We start from the raw sequence: 19,392 nt of genomic DNA on the forward strand, positions 1-19,392 counted from the left end.
CCGACCCGGCCCCGGGTCGGCCGTCTACGCCCCGGCCTGCACGCGGTTGAGGAATCTCCTCGTGCGCTCCTCTCGAGGGCGGTCGAAGACCTCCTCGGCGGGCCCCTCCTCGACGATGACGCCCTGGTCCATGAACACCACCCAGTCGGCGACCTCGCGGGCGAAGCGCATCTCGTGGGTGACCACGACCATCGTCAGCCCCTCGGCCGCGAGCTCGGTCATGACCCGCAGCACCTCGTCGACCAGCTCGGGGTCGAGCGCGCTCGTCGGCTCGTCGAACAGCAGCACCTCCGGCTCCATCGCGAGCGCCCGGGCGATCGCGACGCGCTGCTGCTGACCGCCGGAGAGCTGATGCGGGTACTTGTCGGCGTGCGCGTCCATGCCCACCTTCGCCAGCAGCTCGAGCGCGAGCGCACGGGTGTCGGCGCGGCTCGCGACGCGCAGGTAGTCGGGGGCGAAGGTGACGTTCTCGAGCACCGTCTGGTGCGGGAACAGGTTGAACTGCTGGAACACCATGCCGACCCGGGCGCGGGTCCTCGCGAGCACGCGATCCGGGGCCGGCCGGGCGGAGCCGTCCGCTGCGCGGGTGTATCCGACGGGCTCGCCGCGGTAGAGGACGTCGCCGCCGTCGATCTGCTCCATCGCGTTGAGGGTGCGGATCATGGTGGTCTTGCCCGATCCCGAGGGGCCGATCACGGCTACGACCTCGCCCCGGTGCACGTCGAGGTCGATGCCCTTGAGCACTTCGACGCTGCCGTACGACTTCCGCTCGTCCCTGACGCTGATGACGACCTCGCCCTCGTGGGGCGTGCGCTCCCGCTTCGCAGCGGGCGGGATCACGTCGATCGAGGAGGTGGCGGTGCCGAGCCTCGCCCGCTTCCCGCGCCGGTTCACGTCGAGTCTGCGCTCCAGGTACTTCAGCGCCTGGTCGAAGACGGTGACGATCATGACGTAGAACACGCCGACCACGAGCAGCGTCTCGAGCACCTTGAAGTTCTGGGTGTAGAGCCGCTGACCGACCAGCAGGATCTCGGTGAGCGAGATGGCCGAGACGAGCGACGTCAGCTTGATGATGGTGACGAGCTCGTTGCCGAGCGCGGGGAGGGCGACCCGGAACGCCTGCGGGATCACGATGAGCCGCTGCACGCCCCGCCACGGGATGCCGAGCGCCCGGCCCGCCTCGCCCTGCCCGCCCGCGACGGAGGACAGGCCGCCGCGGTGGATCTCCGAGATGTAGGCCGTCTCCGAGAGCACGAGGGCGATGAGTCCCGCCATGAAAGGGGATCCCACGATCGTGCGCAGCTCGGGGATCACCTGGGGCGCGTTGTAGACGAAGATGAGGAGCACCAGGAGCGGCAGCGAGCGGAAGAACCAGACGTAGACGCCCAGGATCCCGCGCAGCCACGCCTGCCGCGACTGGCGGCCGAGCGCGACGAGCATGCCGAGCACCGTCGAGATGGTCCAGGCGAGCGCGGAGAGCGCGAGCACGGTGAGCGTCGCGTTCCAGAAGTCCGCGTGCGCGAAGAGGCTGAAGAAGTAGGGCCAGTCGAAGGAGAAGCCCCCGCCCGCGCTCGCGGCGTCGGCCTGCGATCCGAGCGCCTCTTCGACCGCCTCGGGATCCGGCTCCTCGAGGTTGTACTCGGTCAGCAGCGCCTGGTAGCTGCCGTCGGCGCGCATCTCGTCGAGCCCGGCGCGCAGCTGGTCCGCGAGCTCGGCGTTGCCCTGAGCCACCGCGATGCCGACCGGCACGGGGAAGAGCAGCTCCGTGCTCGTGAGCGCCAGCGCGCCGTTCGAGGAGTCCACGGCCGTCTTCCCCACGGCGGCGTCGGTGACCTGCACGTCGACCTGCCCGGCGAGGAGCGCCTGCGTCCCCTCGGTGTCGGCGGCGAAGTCGCGCACGTCGATCGCCCGCTCGCCGGCGTCGAGGCACTCCTGGCTCGCCTCGCCGCGCAGCTGGGTGGCGACCTCGCCGCCCTTGATCACGGCGACGCTCAGCCCGCAGAGGTCGGAGGCGTCGCGCGCGGGCTCCGCGTCGGCGGGGGTGACGATCGAGTTGCCCGTCATGAAGTACGGGATGAAGTCGACGAGACGCGCACGGTCCTCGGTGATGTAGAGCGCGGAGGCGATGACGTCGAAGTGGCCGGCCTGGAGGTTCGGGACGAGCTGCTCGAAGCGGGTGTCGACGAACTCGGCCTCGCGGTCGAGCTCGGCCGAGAGGCCCCGCATGAAGTCGGGATCGAAGCCGGAGGGCTCGTCGCCGTCGAGGTAGGCGTACGGCGGGTAGGTGAGGTCGGAGCCGATCCTGAGCGTCTCACCGCTCGCCGAGTCGTCGGCTTCGGCGGCCTGCGCCGTCTGGAGCGGCACGAGGACCGCGAGGATCGCCATGACCACCGCGGCGAGAGCGGCGAACGCGCCGCGGGCACCGCGGACTCTTCTCTGAATCATGCAGACGACGCTACGGATAGTTGAACAATTTTGTCAAGGTGAAGTTATGCAACACATTGGCGGGGCAATCGATCGTTTCTGCTTCCCCTCCCGCAAATCCCCTGCTTATCAGGGCCTGGAGGGCATGCTCACACGCGGCGCGCGCGGTCCCTGAGGTGCTGCCGTCCGCCAGATCGGAGTATATTGATGAACAATTGCTCGAGAAGTTGCTATGATCGCCCTCATGATCCAGAGTTCTGCGTTCGCGGGGCCCGCCGGCTCCGCCGCGGAGACGGTGCTGCACGCGCTGCGCCGGCGCATCATCGAGGGGGGCATCCCGCCCGGGGCGCGGCTCGTCGACGCCACCGTCGCCGAGCAGCACGGCGTCTCCCGCAATACCGCGCGCGACGCGCTCCGCCTCCTCGCCGCCGACGGACTCGCGGTCTCCGTGCGCAACGCCGGCTACTCGGTGCGCGAGCTGACGGTGGAGGACATCCGCGATCTCTACACCGCCCGCCGCATCGTCGAGGCCGGCGCCGTCCAGCAGAGCGTCTCCGCCGCCTCCGAGCTGTTCGAGCGGGTCGAGCAGGCCGTCGCGCGCACCGAGGCCAGCGTGCGCGCCGGCGACTGGTCGCAGGTCGGCACCGGCAGCCTCGACTTCCACCGCGCCCTCGTGGGGCTCGCCATGTCGTCGAGCCTCGACCGCTTCTTCGTCGGCACCGTGGCGCAGCTCCGGCTCGCGTTCGCCGTGATCCCCGACGAGGGCGCGTTCCAGGTGCAGTGGGTGCCGCGCGACCGGGAGATCGCCGAGCTCGTGCTCTCGGGTGCGCGCGAGGAGGCGGCCGCCGCGCTCGCCTCCTACCTCGACGACTCCGAGGCCCGCGTGATCGACGCGATCCGGGCCGCCAACCGCGCGCGGCACCGCAGCGCCGCAGCGGCATCGGGCGCCGCGGGCGACGAGGACGACGCCGACCGAGACCCCCACGACGCATCATCATCAACCGAGAGGACCGGGAGAACACCATGACCGAACAGAACGGGCGGGTCGCCGCGCTCACCGAGGCCGCCTACAAGGGGCCGGCGCTCGAGGTGGACCGCGACTTCTACGGTGCGATCGCGCGCGAGTCCGGAGCCCGCACCCTCGTCGACTCGTTCGAGATCCCGATCCGATCGGGGCGGGCCTGGGAGGTGCCCGCGGGGCACGTCTGCCGGCTGCTCACCGTCGACGGCCCCCAGGTGGGCGACCTCAACGTGTGGAACCGGCACAACCCCCGCGAGCGCTTCTGGGCGGCCCGCACCCGGCAGCTGCAGGCCGCGCACGTCACCACCTTCGACCGGCTGTGGTCGAACCTGCCCTATCTGCGCCCGCTCGTCACGATCACCGCGGACACCCTCGAGGACTACGGCACCGACGCCGAGGGCGGGCGCGTGCACGACACGCTGGGCACGCGCTGCGACCCCTACGTCAACCGCATGCTCACGGGAGAGGACTTCGACTACCACTGCCACTCGAACCTCACCCGCGCCGTGCGCCCCTTCGGCCTCACGGAGTTCGATGTGCACGACGTGCTCAACGTCTTCCAGTGCACGGGCCTCAACGAGCAGGACCAGTACTTCATGAAGACCTGCCCGGCGCGGGTCGGCGACTACTTCGAGATGTTCGCCGAGCAGGATCTGCTCATGGCCCTCTCGACCTGCCCCGGAGGCGACCTCTCGGTGCCGATGTGGGGCGACGGCGCGCACGATCCGGTCGAGGTCTGCCGCCCGATCGGCGTCGAGGTGTACCGGATCGATGAGGAGCTGCTCGGGGGCTGGTCGCAGCCGCCCTTCCCCGAGTACGCGGGCGGGCACGCGCTCGTCGAGCGCCCCTGGGCGTAGCACCGCTTCGACGGAGGCGCCGCGCCCGCCGGGGCGGGGCGCCGCTCGGCGCCCGACCCTCCGCTCTCGGCCCGCGTAGACTGGAGGCGTGATGACGGCCGGGTCGGGTGCGGCGGGCATGCCCCGCGCGCTTCGCGCTGCGCGCGGCACCGCCGGCGCCGCCATCGCGACGCTGTTCGCGGCGGCCTCGCACGCGCTGGTCGGCGGCCGGGTCACGGCCCTCGCCGTCGTGGCCACCGCTCTGCTCGCCCTGCCGCTCTGCGTCGCCCTCGCGGGCCGCACGGCATCGCTGTGGCGTCTCGCCGTCGCGGTCGCCTGCAGCCAGTTCGTCTACCACTGGTCGTTCGCCGGCCTCGGCCTCTCGACTGGCGCGGACGCTTCGGCCGGCGGCCCGGGATCCGGTGCGCCGCTGCCCCTCCACGCCGAGCACCTGGCCGGCCTGGAATCGATCGCCCCTCGCCTCGCCGACGCCGCCGCGGCCGACGCGACCATGTGGGTCGCGCACGCCGTGGCGGCGATCCTGACCACCCTGCTGCTGCACCGCGGCGAGCGCGCGGCGCTGCGCCTCGTCGGGCTGATCCGCGAGGCGCTGCCGGCGGCGCTGCCCGGCGGGCTCCCGATCCCCGGCGAGCGCGCGACCCTCCGCGGCGCCCGGTTCGTCGCGGGAGCCGACCTGCGCGACCGGCTCTGCTCACCCTCGGCGATCACCCACCGCGGCCCTCCCGCCGTCCCTGTTTCCTGAAGCTCCATCACCCTGCCGCTGCCGCCTCGGCGTGTCAGCGGCGCTTCGACCCCCCGGATCCTCCGGGAGAAACAGGCGACCATGTCTTCGCACACCCATGTCCAGAACACCCCGGGCGCTCCCCTCGGCGGCCTGTCCGCCGTCGCGCCCTCGCGCCCCCGAGCGCTCGTCGTCGCGGCCACGGCCCTGACGGCCGCCGCGGCGCTCTGCCTCCCCGCCGCGCCGGCGCTCGCCCACGATGAGCTCGTCGACACCGGCTTCGTCATCGACCCGGCCGACGGCTCGCTCGAGGCCGTGCAGCTCACCTTCAACAACGAGGTGCTGACCGTCGGCACCGAGATCGTCGTGAGCGGCCCCGACGGGGCCGACGCCGCCGACGGCGACCCCGAGCACCGGGGTCGCGACGTGCTGCAGCCGCTCACCGCCGATCTCTCCGAGGGCGGCTACGACGTCGTCTGGCGCGTGGTGTCGAGCGACGGCCACCCCATCGAGGGCGCCTTCTCGTTCGAATTCGAGGAGGGGCAGACGGAGCCCCCGGCGATCCAGCCCTTCGACGAGGAGGCCTCCGCCCCCTCGGAGGAGGCGGAGGAGCCGGAATCGGAGGCGCCCGCCGAGCACGAGCACGGCGAGGGGGACGAGCACGACGCCGATGAGGTGGCATCGCCGGGCGGCGTCTGGCCGGCCGTCCTGATCGGCGCGGGCGGACTCGCCGCCGTCCTCGCGGTCCTGGCCGTCCTCGGGCGGAGGAGGCGCCGCGCCGCGGCGCAGCCCGGCTCCGCGACGAGCGAGGAAGGCGGCGAGCGATGATCCCGAACCGCACCCGGGCCGCCACCGCCGCAGCGCTGCTCGCCCTGACCGCGCCGCTGCTCGCGAGCTGCGGCGCGGCTGATGATCCCGCCCCCGCCGCGACCGAGGAGGCGGCGGCCGCGGACGCGGTGCAGCTGCACGACGGCTGGGCGAAGGCCGGCGAGGGGATGACGGGGGTGTTCGGCACGATCGAGAACACCGGCGACGCGCCCCTCGTGCTCGAGAGCGCGTCGAGCGACGCCGCGGGCGTCGTCGAACTGCACGAGACCTCGACGAGCGGCGGGAACGCCACGATGAGCGAGATCGAGGGCGGGTTCGAGATCCCCGCCGGCGGCTCCCTCGAGCTCTCGCCCGGCGGCGACCACATCATGCTCATGGAGATGCCCGAGCCTCTGCTCGCGGGCGACGAGGTGCGGCTGACCCTTCACTTCGGCGACGGCTCCACCGCCGAGGTCGGCGTGCTGGTGAAGGACTTCGCCGGCGCACAGGAGAACTACGAGAACCTCGAGGGCGGCGACGACTCCTCGGGCGACGGGGAGCACTCCGAGCACGGCGACCACTCCGAGCACGGAGACGAGCATGCCGGGCACTAGCCCGGAGGCCTCCGAGAACCGTCCCGCCGTCGCCCGCCGCGCCCTCCTCACGGGAGGCGCGGCGGGCGTCGGGACGCTGCTCGGCCTGGGCGCCGGGCTCGGGATCCCGGCGCTGCGCGACCGGGGGACTCCTCAGGCCGGGCCTCCCGGCGGCGTCGACCCCTCCCCCGAGGCCGACCGCTCCTCGGGGATCGGAGGCGAGCTGCCCGGCTTCGGCGGCGAGGCCCTGCCGTGCCACGGCGCCCACCAGGCGGGCGTCACGACCACCCCGCCCGCGGCGCACGCCCGTTACGTCTCGTACCGGCTCAGGCCCGAGACGGACCGCGACGGCATCCGGCGCATGCTCCGGATCCTCACCGGCGACGTCGAGGGGCTCGCCTCAGGGACGGGGCCGCTCGCCGACCCCGAGCCGGAGCTCGCGGCGCGTCCCGCACGGCTCACCGTGACCGTCGGGGTGGGACCGGGCCTCGTGGATCGCGTGGATCCCCTGAAGCGCCCCGAGTGGCTCGCCCCGCTGCCGCCGTTCTCGCGCGACCGCCTCAGCGGGCAGCACGACGGCGGCGACCTGCTCGTGCTGCTGCAGGCCGACGATCCGCTCCCCATCGCGCACGCCGCGCGCATGCTGGCCCGCGACCTCGCGAGCTTCGCCGAGCCGCTGTGGACCCAGCAGGGCTTCCGGCAGGCTCGAGGAGCGGAGGCCGGGGGCACGACGATGCGCAACCTCATGGGGCAGGTCGACGGCACCGTCAATCCGTCGCCCGCCGACGAGGACTTCGACGGTCTCGTGTGGATCGGCGGCGCTCCGGAGGACGCGTCCCGGGACGGCCGCGGCGGCGCGGGCGCCTGGCTCGAGGGCGGGACCGCGCTCGTGCTGCGCCGCATCCGCATGGAGCTCGACACCTGGGACCAGGTCGACCGACCGGGGCGGGAGCAGACGATCGGCCGCAGGCTCGACACGGGCGCACCCCTCACGGGCGGGGACGAGCACACGCCGGTCGACTACGAGGCCCGCAACGCGCTCGGCCTGACGGTGATCCCGAGCTTCGCGCACGTGCGCCGCGCGCACTCGGAGGATCCCGACGAGCGCATCTTCCGCCGCGCCGTCAACTACGACGACGGCGCGGAGTCGGGCCTGCTCTTCGCCTGCTACCAGCGGAACCCGCTCAGGCAGTTCGTGCCGATCCAGCGGCGGCTCGACGAGCTCGACCTGCTCAACGAGTGGGTGACCCACACCGGCTCGGCGGTGTTCGCGATCCTGCCCGGCTTCGAACCGGGCGAGACGCTCGGCGCCGCGCTGCTCGAGTGATGGGAGCACCGCGGCCGCAGTCATAACGTCACATTACTTCACACATCACCACATGTTCTCGGTCAGGCGGTAGCTTCGGCTGGTGAGCGCGATCCTCCGCGTCCACCGCCACCGCAAGGAGCCACATGCCCGCCCTGCCGCCCGTCTTCCCCGACCCGACCCGCAGCCAGACCTACGAGAGCGTGCTGGAGCTGATCGGCAACACCCCGCTCGTCAAGCTGAACCGGCTCACCGAGGGGCTTCCCGCGTCCGTCTACGTGAAGCTCGACGGCTTCAACCTCGGCGGGTCGTCGAAGGACCGCATCGGTCTGAACATCGTCCGCGAGGCCGTCGCGAGCGGCCGGCTCCTGCCGGGAGGCCGTATCGCGGACACCGGCGCGGGCAACACGGCCATCGGCATCGCTCTCGCGGGCAACGCGACCGGCCACCCCTCGAGCTCCGTCCCGCTGCCGACGCTCTCGCCCGAGAAGGCCAACCTCCTGGCCTTCCTCGGCGTCGAGCTGCTGCACGGCCGGCCGGACGTTCCCCGGGACGACCCCGAGCACTGGGCGAACGTCGCCCGCGCCAGGGCCGCCTCCGAGGAGCGGGGCTGGTGGTCGCACCAGGAGAGCAACCACGACAACCCCGCGGCGCACATCGCCTCGACCGGGCCCGAGATCTGGCATCAGACCGCCGGCCGCGTCACGCACTTCCTCGCCCAGATCGCGACGGGCGGCACCGTGAGCGGCACGGGCGCGTATCTGCACCGCCGGAACCCCGAGATCGAGGTGATCGCGACCGACTACCCCGACTCGATGCACTCGCAGACGAACCTCTACCGGGTGGCCGCGCGCGAGCCCGGCTTCGAGCGGCTCGAGCACGACTGGCCCGAGAACATCGACCTCGACGTCATCGACCGGTTCGAGCGCCGCGATCGGGAAGCGGCCATCGAGCTCGGCTGGCGCGCCGCGCGCGAGGAGGGCCTGCTGATCGGCGTCTCCTCCGCGCTCTCGCTACGGGTCGCGCTCGACCTCGCAGCCGAGGCCCGCGAGGACGACGTCTTCGTCGTCTTCTCCGCCGACAGCGCGCGCGACTACGTCTCGCGCGAGTACAACCTCGGCTGGCTCCGCGAGAACGGCTACGCGGCGCTCGCCGAACGGATCGAACGCGGCGAGCTCTCCGCCGCGCCGCGCACCGGCGGCCGAACGCCCCGCCGGGACGGCGAACTGTCCCGATCCCTCGCCTAGCCGCCCCGACGATTCCGACTCCACAGGAGACAGCACCATGTCACACGCACCCCGTCCCGAACGCGACCACCTGATCCTCGCCGTCAGCTACTGGCCCACCGGCGCCACCAACAGCGGTTGGCGCTCCCGCTCCTCCTACACCGGCGGGATCTTCGATCCCGGCCTGCTCGCCGAGACCGCCCGCCTGGCCGAGCGCGGCGTCTTCGACTACTTCTTCTGGGGCAACACCGAGGACAGCTCGAACGCGAACCCGGGCGGCGTGGTCCGCAACGCCTTCCAGCTGAACGGGTTCACGGCGGCCGCCCACCTCGCTGGCCTGACGTCCCGCATCGGCCTCGTCGCCAGCGTCAACACGACCTACAGCGACCCCTACCTCACGGCCCAGCTGGCCAGCAACGTCGACCATCTCTCGCGGGGCCGGTTCGGCGTCAACTTCGTCGCCGGCGCCCCGGGCGGAGCGGCCCACCGCAACTTCGGCCACGCGGAGCGCCCCGACCACGCCGACGCGTACACGCGGGCGAACGAGTACCTCGAGGTCTTCACCCGTCTGCAGGACTCCTGGTCCGACGACTGGTTCGTCGGGGACAAGGAGCGCGGCCGGCTCTTCGCCCCGGAGGCCGCGGAGCCCATCGACTTCGTCGGCGAGCACTTCCGCGTCGCCGGGCCGCTCAACGCCCCCCGCTCGCCGCAGGGGCGGGTGCCGATCCTGCACGCCGGCACCTCCCAGGAGTCGTTCGAGCTCGGCGCCCGCTACGCCGACGTCCGCTTCAGCCCCTACGCCTCGGTCGAGTGGAACCGGCGCTACGCGCAGGATCAGCGGGAGCTCGCGGTGCGACAGGGCCGGAGCCCGGAGGACTACGCCTTCGTCGTCGGCGCGAACATCTACGTCGCCGAGACCCGCGCCCGGGCGCGCGAGCTCTTCGAGGAGGTGCAGGCGGGCCTCGTCGAGCGCTTCTCCCCCGCGCTCGTCGCCAGGCACCTGGGCATCGAGGCGGATCGCGTCCGCGCGCAGTCCCGCGTCGCCGCCGCGCTCGACATCGACGAGCTGCCGGCCGGCGGCACGGCGCGGGCCCTGCTCGACGACTTCGCGCGGATCACCGGCGACTACGACTTCACCTTCGACGACCTCTTCCGCTTCGCGGCGAACAAGAAGAACTTCCCGGTCGTGGTGGGCGACCCCGGCGACGTGGCCGACTGGATCGAGGAGGGGTACGTCTCCGGGGCCTTCGACGGCGTCAAGGTGTTCCCGCCGTTCATGCGCTCGGCCTTCGGCGACTTCGTGGACTTCGTGGTGCCCGAGCTGCAGCGGCGCGGGATCGCACGCAGCTCGTACACGAGCGACACGCTGCGCGGCCACCTCGGGCTCCCCCGGCCGGCGGTGCTCAGGCGCCGTGCGGAGGCGGACGGCTCGGCGAGCGGCGTCGCGGCGACCGGCGGTGCCAAGGCCGGCGCGACGACCGGCGGTTCATCCGCCGAGGCCGGGGCACCCGCGCCGCCCGCCCCCGCGCCCGAGCTGCAGGGGGTGAACGCGTGACGGCCGCGTTCGAGGTGATCCGCGACGTCGAGTACCGCGCCGGCGACGAGGCGCATGCCGGGCAGCGCTTCGACCTGTTCCGGCCGACCGCGCCCCGGCTCCCGGGGGCCTTCCTCTACCTCCACGGCGGCGGCTGGCGATACGGCGACAAGTCCACGAGCGAGCGGATCCCCGCCGCGCTCGCGAGCGCCGGGATCACCACTCTGAACGCGAACTACACCCTCACGACCGAGCATCCCTACCCCCGCAACGTCGACGACGTCCTCGCGCTGATCGCGTACGTGGGGGATCGCTCCTCCGAGCTCGGCCTCGACGCCGGCTCACCGGTGCTGGGCATCGGGGGATCCTCCGCCGGCGGGCACCTCGCGTCGCTCGCCGTGACGAAGGGCCTCGCCGAGGGCCGGCTCGCCGCGCTCCCCGGCGCCGTCGTCTCCTGGTACGCACCGCTCGACCCCGCCTCGCGCTACCTGAAGCACCGCTATCCCGACGCGCCCCGGCCCGGCGGCTTCTGGGACCGGGGCGGCGCCGAGCCGCCCGAGCCGCGCGACCCGTTCGTGCCGTTCATCGGCACCGCCGATCTCGGCTCGGTGACGCTGCGCGAGGCACTCGACGGCGACCCGCGCCTCCACCTCGCGGATCTCGCCCCCGAGCGTCTCCCGCCCTTCCTCCTCCTGGTCGGAACGGACGACTCCGAGGAGATCCGCTACTCCCAGCGCACCTGGCACGCCGCCCTCCGCTCCATCGGCGCCGACTCGACGCTGCTCGAGGTCGCCGGCGCCGATCACGCCGACCCGCTCTTCTCCTCCCCTCCGCTCATCGGCGCCGCCATCGGCCACCTCGCGGCGGCCTGCGCCGCCGCCGACGGCCGCTCCGGCGGCTCCGCCCGGCTCCAGACCATCTGAAAGGACCCACATCATGCACCCCAGGCCGAAGACCTCCCGGCGCCTCGGCGCCATCGCACTGCTGCTCGCCGTTCCCGCGATGCTGCTCTCGGCGTGCACCTCCGGATCCGCGCTGGAACAGGGCGCGCGCGCCGACGAGGGATCGACGGGAGACGGCGCGTACACGCTGAAGGTCACCGACCCGGTCAACAACGGCTGGCTCGCCGTCGCGAAGCGGGACGGCACGCTCGAGGACGCCCTGGAACCGCTCGGGACGACCGTCGAGTGGGTGCCCGCGAAGGGGGCCGTGTCGGCGAACCTCCCGCTCTTCAGCACCGGCGAGATCCAGGTCAGCGAGGGCGCGTTCACGCCCGTCGTAGGAGCGGCGTCCCAGGACGCCCCGATCCGCGTCGGCGCCGTCCTCGGCACCGAGGCGGCCGGCGACGACTCCGGCATCGTCGCGACGGAGGCCAGCGGGGCGTCCGACGTCGCCGATCTGGCGGGCAAGTCGATCGCGGTGAACCCGGCGGGCAAGGGCGAGTACATCGTGCTGCTGGCCCTCGAGCGGGCGGGCCTCGCGAAGGACGACGTCGAGCTGCAGTACCTCCAGCCCGCCGAGGCCCTGTCGGCCTTCACCTCGGGCAAGGTCGACGCCGTCGCCACCTTCGGCGACTTCTTCCGCCAGGCGCAGGAGACGGGCACGGTCGTGGCGACCGAGCGGGACATCGACTCGCAGGATCGCGAGATCATCCTGTTCACCGCCGACCTGCTCGCGGATCGCCCGGACATCGCCCAGGCCGTCGTCGAGGCCGCCGGCCCCGTCGTCGCCGCTCGCTCAGAGCATCCCGAGGACTACGTCAACGTCTTCGACTCGAGCGGCCCGCGAGCACTGGAGGGCGACGCCCTCGACTGGCAGGTCCGGGTCAACGGGGCGAACCCCGCGACCCTGCGCGTGCCGGACGAGCAGGACCGCGAGCGGCTGCAGTCGATCATCGACGTGTTCGCCGCGAACGGCGTGATCCCGGAGGGGGTGACCGCGGATGACCTCGTCGCAGATCTCGGTTGACGTCGAGCGGACCCCCGCGGAGACCTCCGGCGCCCGCGCGGGCGCACCGGACGACCGCCCGGCTGCGACGGACGCCCGCGCGCTCGGCGGCGACACCGCGCTGCGGGAACCCGCCTATCCGCCGAGGCGCACGACGCGTCCCGGCGCGGTGGCGCTGCGCCGCGCCGCCATCCCGGCGGCGATCCTGCTGGCCTGGTGGGCCGTCTCGGGGCTCGGGCTCGTGCCGGTCGCCGTGCTGCCGACGATCCCCGACGTGCTCCTCGCCGGTTGGGACCTCATCGCCAGCGGTCAGCTCGCCACCTCGCTCGGCGCCTCGCTGCTGCGGGTGATCGCCGGCGTGCTGCTCGGGGCCGGGCTCGGGCTGGCGCTCGGGCTCCTCTCGGGGCTCTCGAAGGCGGGCGAGGATCTCGTGGACGGCTCGCTCCAGATCGTCCGGGCGATCCCCTTCCTCGCGGTCGTCCCGCTCTTCATCGCGTGGTTCGGCATCGACGAGACCTTCAAGGTGCTCGTCATCGCCTTCGCGACGATCGCGCCGATGTACGCCTACGTCTACCTCGCCGTCCGGGGCATCGACCGGAAGCTGGTCGAGGCCGCGCGGGGGTACGGGCTCGCCGGGAGCCGGCTGATCCGCGAGGTCGTGCTGCCGCTCTCGCTGCCGGGCATCCTCATGGCGCTGCGGATCAGCCTGAGCATCAGCATCGGCGCGCTCATCGCGGCCGAGAACGTCGGCACGAGGGTCGGACTCGGCTACCTCGTGTCGCTCGCGCAGCAGTACAACCGCGTCGACTACCTGTTCCTGTGCGTCGTGGTCTACGCCGCGCTCGGCCTGCTCTTCGACGCGTTCGTGCGCCTGCTCGAGCGCACGCTCCTGCCCTGGCAGCGCGGGGCGGTGCTGCGATGAGCGCCGGCGTGCGGGCCGAGATCCCCGAGGCGCCCGGGCCGATCTCAGTGCCCGAGGGGATCATCGAGACGGCGGGGCGGACCGACGCGTCGGGGCGGGGCGAACTGCGCGTGAGCGCCTCGGACGTCCGCCTCTCGTTCGACGGCAAGGTCGTGCTCGGCGGCGTCGACCTCGAGGTCGGACGCGGCGAGTTCGTCGCGCTGCTCGGGCCCAGCGGCACCGGCAAGACCTCGCTGCTCCGGGTGCTCGCCGGGCTGCAGCGGCCCGACTCCGGGCGGGTGCTCGTGCCGCAGCGCACGACCTTCGCCTACCAGGAGCCGCGGCTCGTGCCGTCGAAGCGCGTGCTCGCGAACGTCGCCATCGGGCTGCCGAGGAGCGCGGAGACCCGAGCCTCGGCGCTCGCCGCGCTCGCCGAGGTCGGGCTGGCGGGGCGCGAGCGGAGCTGGCCGTCGACCCTCTCCGGCGGCGAGGCCCAGCGCGTGGCGCTGGCCCGCGCGCTCGTGCGCCGCCCCCAGCTGCTGCTGCTCGACGAGCCCTTCGCCGCGCTCGACGCGCTGAAGCGCATCGGCATGCAGACCCTCGTCGCCGAGCTCGTCGACCGCCACCGGCCGGCCGCGGTGCTCGTCACGCACGACATCGACGAGGCCATCGGGCTCGCCGACCGCATCATCGTGCTCAACGACGGCGGTTTCGCCTACGAGCACGTCGTCGAGTCGCCCCGGCCGCGCGATATCGGGGAGGAGGGCCTCGCCGCGCTTCGACACCGCCTCATCGAGGAGCTGCACGTGCGCTGAGCGGCCTCAGTCCCCGGCGCGCTGCGCGAACGCCGTCTCGTAGAGCAGCACGCTCGCGGCGGCGGCGAGGTTCAGGGACTCGGCCGCCCCGTAGATCGGCAGCTTCAGGGAGCGGTCGGCGAGCGCCCGCGCGCCCTCGTCGAGCCCGCGGGCCTCGTTGCCGAACACCCATGCGGCGGGGCCCGCGAGCGCCCCCTCGGCCCGGGCCTCCAGCAGCTCCGTCCCCCGCACGTCCGCCGCGAGCACGGTCAGCCCGGCCGCTCTCGCCCCGGCTGCAGCACTCTCGAGGGAGTCCGTGACGGCGACCGGGAGGTGGAAGAGCGACCCCGTGGTGGAGCGCACCACCTTGGGGTGGAACGGGTCGATCGACTCCCCCGAGAACACGACCGCGTCGGCGCCGGCGGCGTCGGCCGCGCGGAGCACCGTGCCGGCGTTGCCGGGATCCCGCACCTCGTGCAGGATCGCCACCAGCCGCGCGCCGACCAGCGCTTCGGCGAGGGGCACCGCGTTCGTCCGGGCGACGGCGAGGACCCCCTGCGGGTTCACGGTCTCCGCCATCGCCGACAGCACGGCGTCCGTCACCCGCTCGACCGGCACCTCGGCGGCATCGGCCAGGCGGTCCAGCTCGAGCTGCCACGGGGCGTTGTCGATCGTCGCGTACACCGCGTCCACGATCTCGGGGTGGTGCGCGAGCACCTCCCGCACGGCCTGGGGACCCTCGACGAGGAAGCGCCCGGCGCTCTGGCGCTCGCGCTTGCGAGCGAGCGCGGCGACCCGCTTGACGCGCGGCGCCTTCGGGTTGCTCAGGATCGAATCGTTCACCACGCCAGCCTAGCCCCCGGCGACGCAGGCGTCAGCCCGCAGGGCGCCGCGACGGGCGCGCACGCTGACGTCGGAGATCATCGGATTGTCGGAGCGACACCGCGGTCCGGATCCGACAGATGCGGCATCTCCGATGCAACGGTCGGCCACGCCCGAGCGCCGCAGAGGGGCCCGCGACGAAGAGCCCCGGAAACGCGGAGAACCCCGCACCCGGAGGGGTGCGGGGTTCTCCGCGAGGCGGAAAGACCGGGCTTACGCGGCCTTCGGGGCCGAGGTGTCCTCCGGCAGAGCGTTCTTCGCGACCTCGACGAGGGCGGCGAAGGCGGCGGGCTCGTTGGTCGCGAGCTCCGAGAGCATCCGACGGTCGACCTCGACACCTGCCAGGCCGAGACCCTGGATGAAGCGGTTGTAGGTCAGGCCGTTGGCGCGGGCTCCGGCGTTGATGCGCTGGATCCACAGGCGGCGGAAGTCGCCCTTCTTCTTGCGGCGATCGTTGTACGAGTAGACGAGCGAGTGGATGACCTGCTCTTTGGCCTTGCGGTACAGGCGCGAACGCTGCCCGCGGTATCCCTCGGCGCGCTCGAGGATGACGCGACGCTTCTTGTGGGCGTTGACGGCCCGCTTGACTCTTGCCATTTCAGTTCTTCCTTACGAAAAGTCTGGGGGTAGACGGGTGCTTAGTGACCGAGCAGCTTCATGGCCTGCTTGGCGTCGCCCTTGGCGAGCACCTGCTCGGCGTTCAGGCGGCGCTTGCGCTTCGAGGCCTTCACCTCGAGGTTGTGGCGCATGCCGGCCTGCTGCTTCATCAGCTTGCCGGAGCCGGTGAGCTTGAAGCGCTTCTTCGCCCCCGAGTGGGTCTTCTGCTTGGGCATCGTTCTCTCCTTGGATTTCCTGCGCGCCGTCCGGGACGGCCACGTCTGCTGCGGCCGGGGCGGCCGCCGTCTACTCGCCCGCGGCGGAGCCGGCCTCGGCCGACTTGTCCGCCTTGCGGCTTGCCTTCTCCTCGGCGCGGCGGGCGTTCTGCTCCGCCTTCGCCTCGGACTTGTTCTTGATCGGTGCGATGACCATCACCATGTTGCGGCCGTCGATGCGGGGGTTCGACTCGACGGTGCCGTACTCCGCGATGTCCTCCGCGAACTTCTGCAGCAGGCGCACGCCCATCTCGGGCCGCGACTGCTCGCGACCGCGGAACAGGATCATGGCCTTGACCTTGTCGCCCTGCGAGAGGAAGCCGACCGCGCGCTTGGTCTTGGTCTCGTAGTCGTGCTTGTCGATCTTCAGGCGGAAGCGCACCTCCTTGAGGACGGTGTTCGCCTGGTTGCGACGAGCTTCCTTCTGCTTCTGGGCGGCCTCGTACTTGAACTTGCCGAAGTCCATGATCTTGGCCACGGGCGGCTTCGAGTTCGGGGCAACCTCGACGAGATCGAGATCGGCGTCTGCCGCCAGGCGCAACGCGGTCTCGATCGGCACGACACCGACCTGCTCGCCACTGGGGCCAACCAGTCGCACCTCGGGGACGCGGATTCTGTCATTCGTACGGGGATCGCTGATCGCCTGCTCCTCTGATCTCGTGTCTGGCCTCTCCCGTTCGGGAGGCAACGGGCACGAAGATCGAGGATCGCGCGTACGCGCACATCCTGCACCCTGTTTCAGCTGCCACGCGAGTGGCGGGGTGCCAACTACCCGGTAACCTTGTCTGGTGCCGGGTGGGAGTATCTCCGCTTCCGTAATCTCGACGAAGCGCCGAGAACCTCACAAAGTTTAGCACAAGAACCGCACTGACAGTCAGGACAGCATGAGCGAGACGAACTCCCCCGAAGCAGATGAGCCCGCCGGCCACGGAGCCGACGCCGCGCAGGCCGCTCGCGACATCGCCGACGTCGCTGCGGTGGAGGTCATCACGACGGCCGCCGTGCACCTGCTGAGCGCGGCCGCGGTGAAGGTCGGCCTCGCCGACGATCCGGAGCACCAGACCGATCTCGACGAGGCGCGCAAGCTCATCAACGCCCTGGCCGGGCTCATCACGGCGGGCGCGCCGGAGATCAGCGACATGCACGCGCGCAGCCTGCGCGACGGCCTCCGCTCGGTCCAGCTCGCGTTCCGCGAGGCCTCCGCGATCCCCGATGCCCCGGGGCAGGGCCCCGGCGAGAAGTACACGGGCCCGGTCAACTAGTCTTCGCGGAGAGCGGCGGCAGGGCCCCGCCGAGGCGGGCGCTCCGCCAGAGGTCGATGCCCGCGTCCACGGCGAGGCCGTCGATCTCGGCGATCTCCGCCTCGTCGAGCTCCGGCCCCGCGAGCGCGCCGAGGTTCTCCTCGAGCTGCGAGAGCCGGCTCGCGCCGGCCACGAGGCTCGTCACCCGGGCGTCGCGCAGCGCCCAGGCGATGGCGAGCTGCGCGAGGCTCTGACCGCGGCGCTCCGCGAGCGCGGCCAGCGCGCTCAGCCGGTCGCGGAGGTCGTCGGTGAGCGCGTCGCCCGTGAAGGATCCGGGCTGCGCGCCTCTCGCGCCCTCGGGAATCCCGCGCAGGTACTTGTCGGTCAGGAGCCCCTGCGCCAGGGGGCTGAAGCCGATGATCCCGAAGCCCTCATCCTCCGCGACGTCGAGCAGGCCGTCCTCCTCGATCCAGCGGTTGAGCATCGAGTAGGAGGGCTGATGGATCGCGAGCGGCGTGCCCAGATCGCGCAGCAGGCGGGCCATGTCGCGGCTCGCGTCGGCGGAGTACGAGGAGACCCCGACGTAGTGGGCGCGCCCCGAGCGCACGACGTGGTCGAGAGCGGCGGCCGTCTCCTCGAGCGGGGTGCCGGGGTCGGGGCGGTGGGAGTAGAAGACGTCGACCGCGTCGATGCCGAGGCGCTCGAGCGAGCGATCGAGGCTGGAGAGCAGGTACTTGCGGCTGCCGCCCGACCCGTAGGGGCCGGGGTGCATGTTCCATCCGGCCTTCGTCGAGATGACCAGCTCGTCGCGATAGGGGGCGAGGTCGGTGCGCAGGAGCCTGCCGAAGCCGCTCTCGGCCGAACCTGGCGGCGGGCCGTAGTTGTTCGCGAGGTCGAAGTGGAACACGCCGCGGTCGAAGGCGCCGAGCACCATCTCGCGCTGAGCCGCGAACGGGCGGTCATGGCCGAAGTTCTGCCAGAGCCCCAGGGACAGCGGGGGCAGTTGCAGGCCGCTGCGGCCCGAGCGGCGGATCGAGGGATCTTCGTATCGTTCAGCGGAAGAGACGTAGCTCATCCCCTCAGCCTAGCCCCGCTCCGCCGCGAGCGGGGAGGTGCGGGAGCGCGAGCGGGAGGTGCGGGAGCGCGATCCGGATCCTCGCAGCGAGGCTCGGGCATCATGGTCGTGTGCGCTCCCTCCCCGATCCCGCCGCCCGCGGCGACGCCGCGACGACCCGGCGGGCGAGCATCCTGGCCGGTCTCGCCGACTCCCTCGGCGTCGGCCTCGGCATCTTCCCGCTCGGGATCGCCCTGGGTGTGCTGGTGGTGCAGGCCGGCCTGCCCTGGTGGCTCGCCCCCGCGCTGTCCGTCGGCGTGTTCGCGGGATCGGTCGAGCTGCTGCTCGTGAGCATGCTCGCGGCGGCCACGCCGCTGCTCACGGTCGCCGTCACCGTGCTCGCGGTGAACTTCCGGCACGTGTTCTACGCCCTCTCGTTCCCGATCGATCGGGTGCGCCCGGGGCTCCCGCGGGCGTACTCGGTGTACGCCATGATCGACGAGGCCTACGCCACCTACGCGCTCGCCCCGAGGGAGCGGCTCCAATCGGCGCGCATCGTCGCGATGCAGCTCGCCTCGCAGGCCTACTGGGTGGGCGGCGGGCTGGTCGGGGTCGCATTCGCCTCGGCGCTTCCTCAGCCGATCGAGGGGTTCGAGTTCGCCCTGTGCGCCCTGTTCGTCGTGATGACCCTCGACGCCGCCCGGTCGAGGCGCGAGATCCCGTCGGTGCTGCTCGCCGGGCTCAGCGTCGCCGCCGCGCTCGTCGCCGCTCCGGGCTCGGCGCTGCTCGTCGCGCTCGTCGTGTTCGCGCTGCTGCTGACGCTGCGGTACGCGCTGGGCCGCAGGAGGAGCCGAGGAGGCGACCGTGCCTGAGACCTGGTACCTCGTCGCCGGCGTCGCGATCGCCGGGCTCGTCACGCTCGGGCTGCGCGCACTCCCGTTCGCGGTGCTGAAGCCGCTGCGGAAGTCCCGGCTCGTGCAGGCGCTCGGGCGCTGGATGCCGGCCGGGATCCTGCTGATCCTCGCCGTCGTGGTGCTGCGCGACCAGCTCGCCGCCCACCCCGGTCGCGCGTGGGCCGTCCTCGTCGCGGTGGGCGTCACGGTCGCGGTCCATCTGCTCTCGAGGCGACGGGCCCTGCTGAGCATCGCGGCGGGCACGACCTGCTACGTGCTGCTGCTCAACCTCGTCTAGCCGGCTCGCCGAGCGACGCCG

21 protein-coding genes are annotated in these 19,392 nt (G+C 72.5%); 15 read left to right on the forward strand and 6 right to left on the reverse strand.

What is annotated here, in order from left to right; genetic code table 11:
* Window positions 1-24: 24 nt before the first annotated feature.
* Complete coding sequence (locus JD276_RS16330; protein ID WP_200115424.1) at window positions 25-2,445, reverse strand: ABC transporter permease subunit; 2,421 nt, start codon at window positions 2,443-2,445, stop codon at window positions 25-27.
* Between the two features lie 223 nt (window positions 2,446-2,668).
* On the opposite strand from JD276_RS16330, the gene JD276_RS09560 reads away from it, so the two are divergent.
* From JD276_RS09560 to JD276_RS09615, 12 genes are all read left to right on the forward strand, one after another.
* Window positions 2,669-3,451 (forward strand): GntR family transcriptional regulator, encoded by a 783-nt coding sequence (locus tag JD276_RS09560; protein WP_200115425.1) that lies wholly within the window; start codon window positions 2,669-2,671, stop codon window positions 3,449-3,451.
* A complete protein-coding gene (locus JD276_RS09565; protein WP_200115426.1) occupies window positions 3,448-4,302 on the forward strand; it encodes an urea carboxylase-associated family protein in 855 nt (284 codons plus the stop codon). The genes JD276_RS09560 and JD276_RS09565 overlap by 4 nt, the downstream gene beginning before the upstream one ends.
* 91 nt (window positions 4,303-4,393) lie before the next feature.
* Window positions 4,394-5,044 carry a hypothetical protein gene (locus tag JD276_RS09570; RefSeq protein WP_200115514.1) on the forward strand — a complete coding sequence of 217 codons (651 nt, stop codon included), beginning with the start codon at window positions 4,394-4,396 and terminating at the stop codon, window positions 5,042-5,044.
* 81 nt (window positions 5,045-5,125) lie between these two features.
* Entirely contained in the window at window positions 5,126-5,851 is a 726-nt protein-coding gene (locus JD276_RS09575) for a copper resistance CopC family protein (RefSeq protein WP_200115427.1), read from the forward strand.
* Window positions 5,848-6,444 carry a copper chaperone PCu(A)C gene (locus JD276_RS09580; RefSeq protein ID WP_200115428.1) on the forward strand — a complete coding sequence of 199 codons (597 nt, stop codon included), beginning with the start codon at window positions 5,848-5,850 and terminating at the stop codon, window positions 6,442-6,444. The genes JD276_RS09575 and JD276_RS09580 overlap by 4 nt, the downstream gene beginning before the upstream one ends.
* Window positions 6,431-7,750 (forward strand): Dyp-type peroxidase, encoded by a 1,320-nt coding sequence (locus tag JD276_RS09585; RefSeq protein WP_200115429.1) that lies wholly within the window; start codon window positions 6,431-6,433, stop codon window positions 7,748-7,750. The genes JD276_RS09580 and JD276_RS09585 overlap by 14 nt, the downstream gene beginning before the upstream one ends.
* A 125-nt stretch (window positions 7,751-7,875) precedes the next feature.
* A complete protein-coding gene (locus JD276_RS09590) occupies window positions 7,876-8,976 on the forward strand; it encodes a PLP-dependent cysteine synthase family protein (protein WP_200115430.1) in 1,101 nt (366 codons plus the stop codon).
* 37 nt (window positions 8,977-9,013) lie between these two features.
* Entirely contained in the window at window positions 9,014-10,510 is a 1,497-nt protein-coding gene (locus JD276_RS09595) for an NtaA/DmoA family FMN-dependent monooxygenase (protein WP_200115431.1), read from the forward strand.
* Window positions 10,507-11,412, forward strand: coding sequence for an alpha/beta hydrolase (locus JD276_RS09600; RefSeq protein WP_200115432.1), 906 nt, complete (start codon window positions 10,507-10,509; stop codon window positions 11,410-11,412). Before JD276_RS09595 ends, JD276_RS09600 begins: the two co-directional genes overlap by 4 nt.
* A gap of 13 nt (window positions 11,413-11,425) precedes the next feature.
* Window positions 11,426-12,457, forward strand: a complete 1,032-nt coding sequence (locus JD276_RS09605; RefSeq protein WP_200115433.1) for an ABC transporter substrate-binding protein — start codon at window positions 11,426-11,428, stop codon at window positions 12,455-12,457.
* Window positions 12,432-13,358, forward strand: coding sequence for an ABC transporter permease (locus JD276_RS09610; protein WP_200115434.1), 927 nt, complete (start codon window positions 12,432-12,434; stop codon window positions 13,356-13,358). Before JD276_RS09605 ends, JD276_RS09610 begins: the two co-directional genes overlap by 26 nt.
* Complete coding sequence (locus JD276_RS09615; protein WP_200115435.1) at window positions 13,355-14,152, forward strand: ABC transporter ATP-binding protein; 798 nt, start codon at window positions 13,355-13,357, stop codon at window positions 14,150-14,152. The genes JD276_RS09610 and JD276_RS09615 overlap by 4 nt, the downstream gene beginning before the upstream one ends.
* A gap of 6 nt (window positions 14,153-14,158) precedes the next feature.
* On the opposite strand, the gene JD276_RS09620 is transcribed toward JD276_RS09615, so the two are convergent.
* From JD276_RS09620 to infC, 4 genes are all read right to left on the reverse strand, one after another.
* The gene (locus JD276_RS09620) at window positions 14,159-14,974 is read right to left on the reverse strand and encodes a TrmH family RNA methyltransferase (RefSeq protein ID WP_200115436.1); all 816 of its coding nucleotides are present in this window, start codon (window positions 14,972-14,974) and stop codon (window positions 14,159-14,161) included.
* A gap of 252 nt (window positions 14,975-15,226) precedes the next feature.
* Window positions 15,227-15,610, reverse strand: a complete 384-nt coding sequence (rplT, locus tag JD276_RS09625; protein WP_200115437.1) for a 50S ribosomal protein L20 — start codon at window positions 15,608-15,610, stop codon at window positions 15,227-15,229.
* 41 nt (window positions 15,611-15,651) lie between these two features.
* Window positions 15,652-15,846, reverse strand: a complete 195-nt coding sequence (gene rpmI / locus JD276_RS09630) for a 50S ribosomal protein L35 (protein ID WP_010156662.1) — start codon at window positions 15,844-15,846, stop codon at window positions 15,652-15,654.
* A gap of 70 nt (window positions 15,847-15,916) precedes the next feature.
* Window positions 15,917-16,525, reverse strand: a complete 609-nt coding sequence (gene infC, locus JD276_RS09635; RefSeq protein WP_200115515.1) for a translation initiation factor IF-3 — start codon at window positions 16,523-16,525, stop codon at window positions 15,917-15,919.
* 244 nt (window positions 16,526-16,769) lie between these two features.
* Between infC and JD276_RS09640 the strand changes: the two genes are divergently transcribed.
* The gene (locus tag JD276_RS09640; protein ID WP_200115438.1) at window positions 16,770-17,147 is read left to right on the forward strand and encodes a DUF1844 domain-containing protein; all 378 of its coding nucleotides are present in this window, start codon (window positions 16,770-16,772) and stop codon (window positions 17,145-17,147) included.
* On the opposite strand, the gene JD276_RS09645 is transcribed toward JD276_RS09640, so the two are convergent.
* Window positions 17,140-18,201 (reverse strand): aldo/keto reductase, encoded by a 1,062-nt coding sequence (locus JD276_RS09645; protein ID WP_200115439.1) that lies wholly within the window; start codon window positions 18,199-18,201, stop codon window positions 17,140-17,142. The two genes, JD276_RS09640 and JD276_RS09645, sit on opposite strands and share 8 nt — an antisense overlap.
* Window positions 18,202-18,311: 110 nt before the next feature.
* Here JD276_RS09645 and JD276_RS09650 point away from each other — a divergent pair, with 110 nt between their 5' ends.
* Window positions 18,312-19,052, forward strand: a complete 741-nt coding sequence (locus JD276_RS09650) for an AzlC family ABC transporter permease (protein WP_307866521.1) — start codon at window positions 18,312-18,314, stop codon at window positions 19,050-19,052.
* Window positions 19,045-19,371 carry a branched-chain amino acid transporter permease gene (locus JD276_RS09655; protein ID WP_200115440.1) on the forward strand — a complete coding sequence of 109 codons (327 nt, stop codon included), beginning with the start codon at window positions 19,045-19,047 and terminating at the stop codon, window positions 19,369-19,371. The genes JD276_RS09650 and JD276_RS09655 overlap by 8 nt, the downstream gene beginning before the upstream one ends.
* The last annotated feature ends 21 nt before the right edge of the window (window positions 19,372-19,392 follow it).

Source organism: Leucobacter chromiisoli (assembly GCF_016522505.1).
Classification (GTDB): domain Bacteria; phylum Actinomycetota; class Actinomycetes; order Actinomycetales; family Microbacteriaceae; genus Leucobacter; species Leucobacter chromiisoli.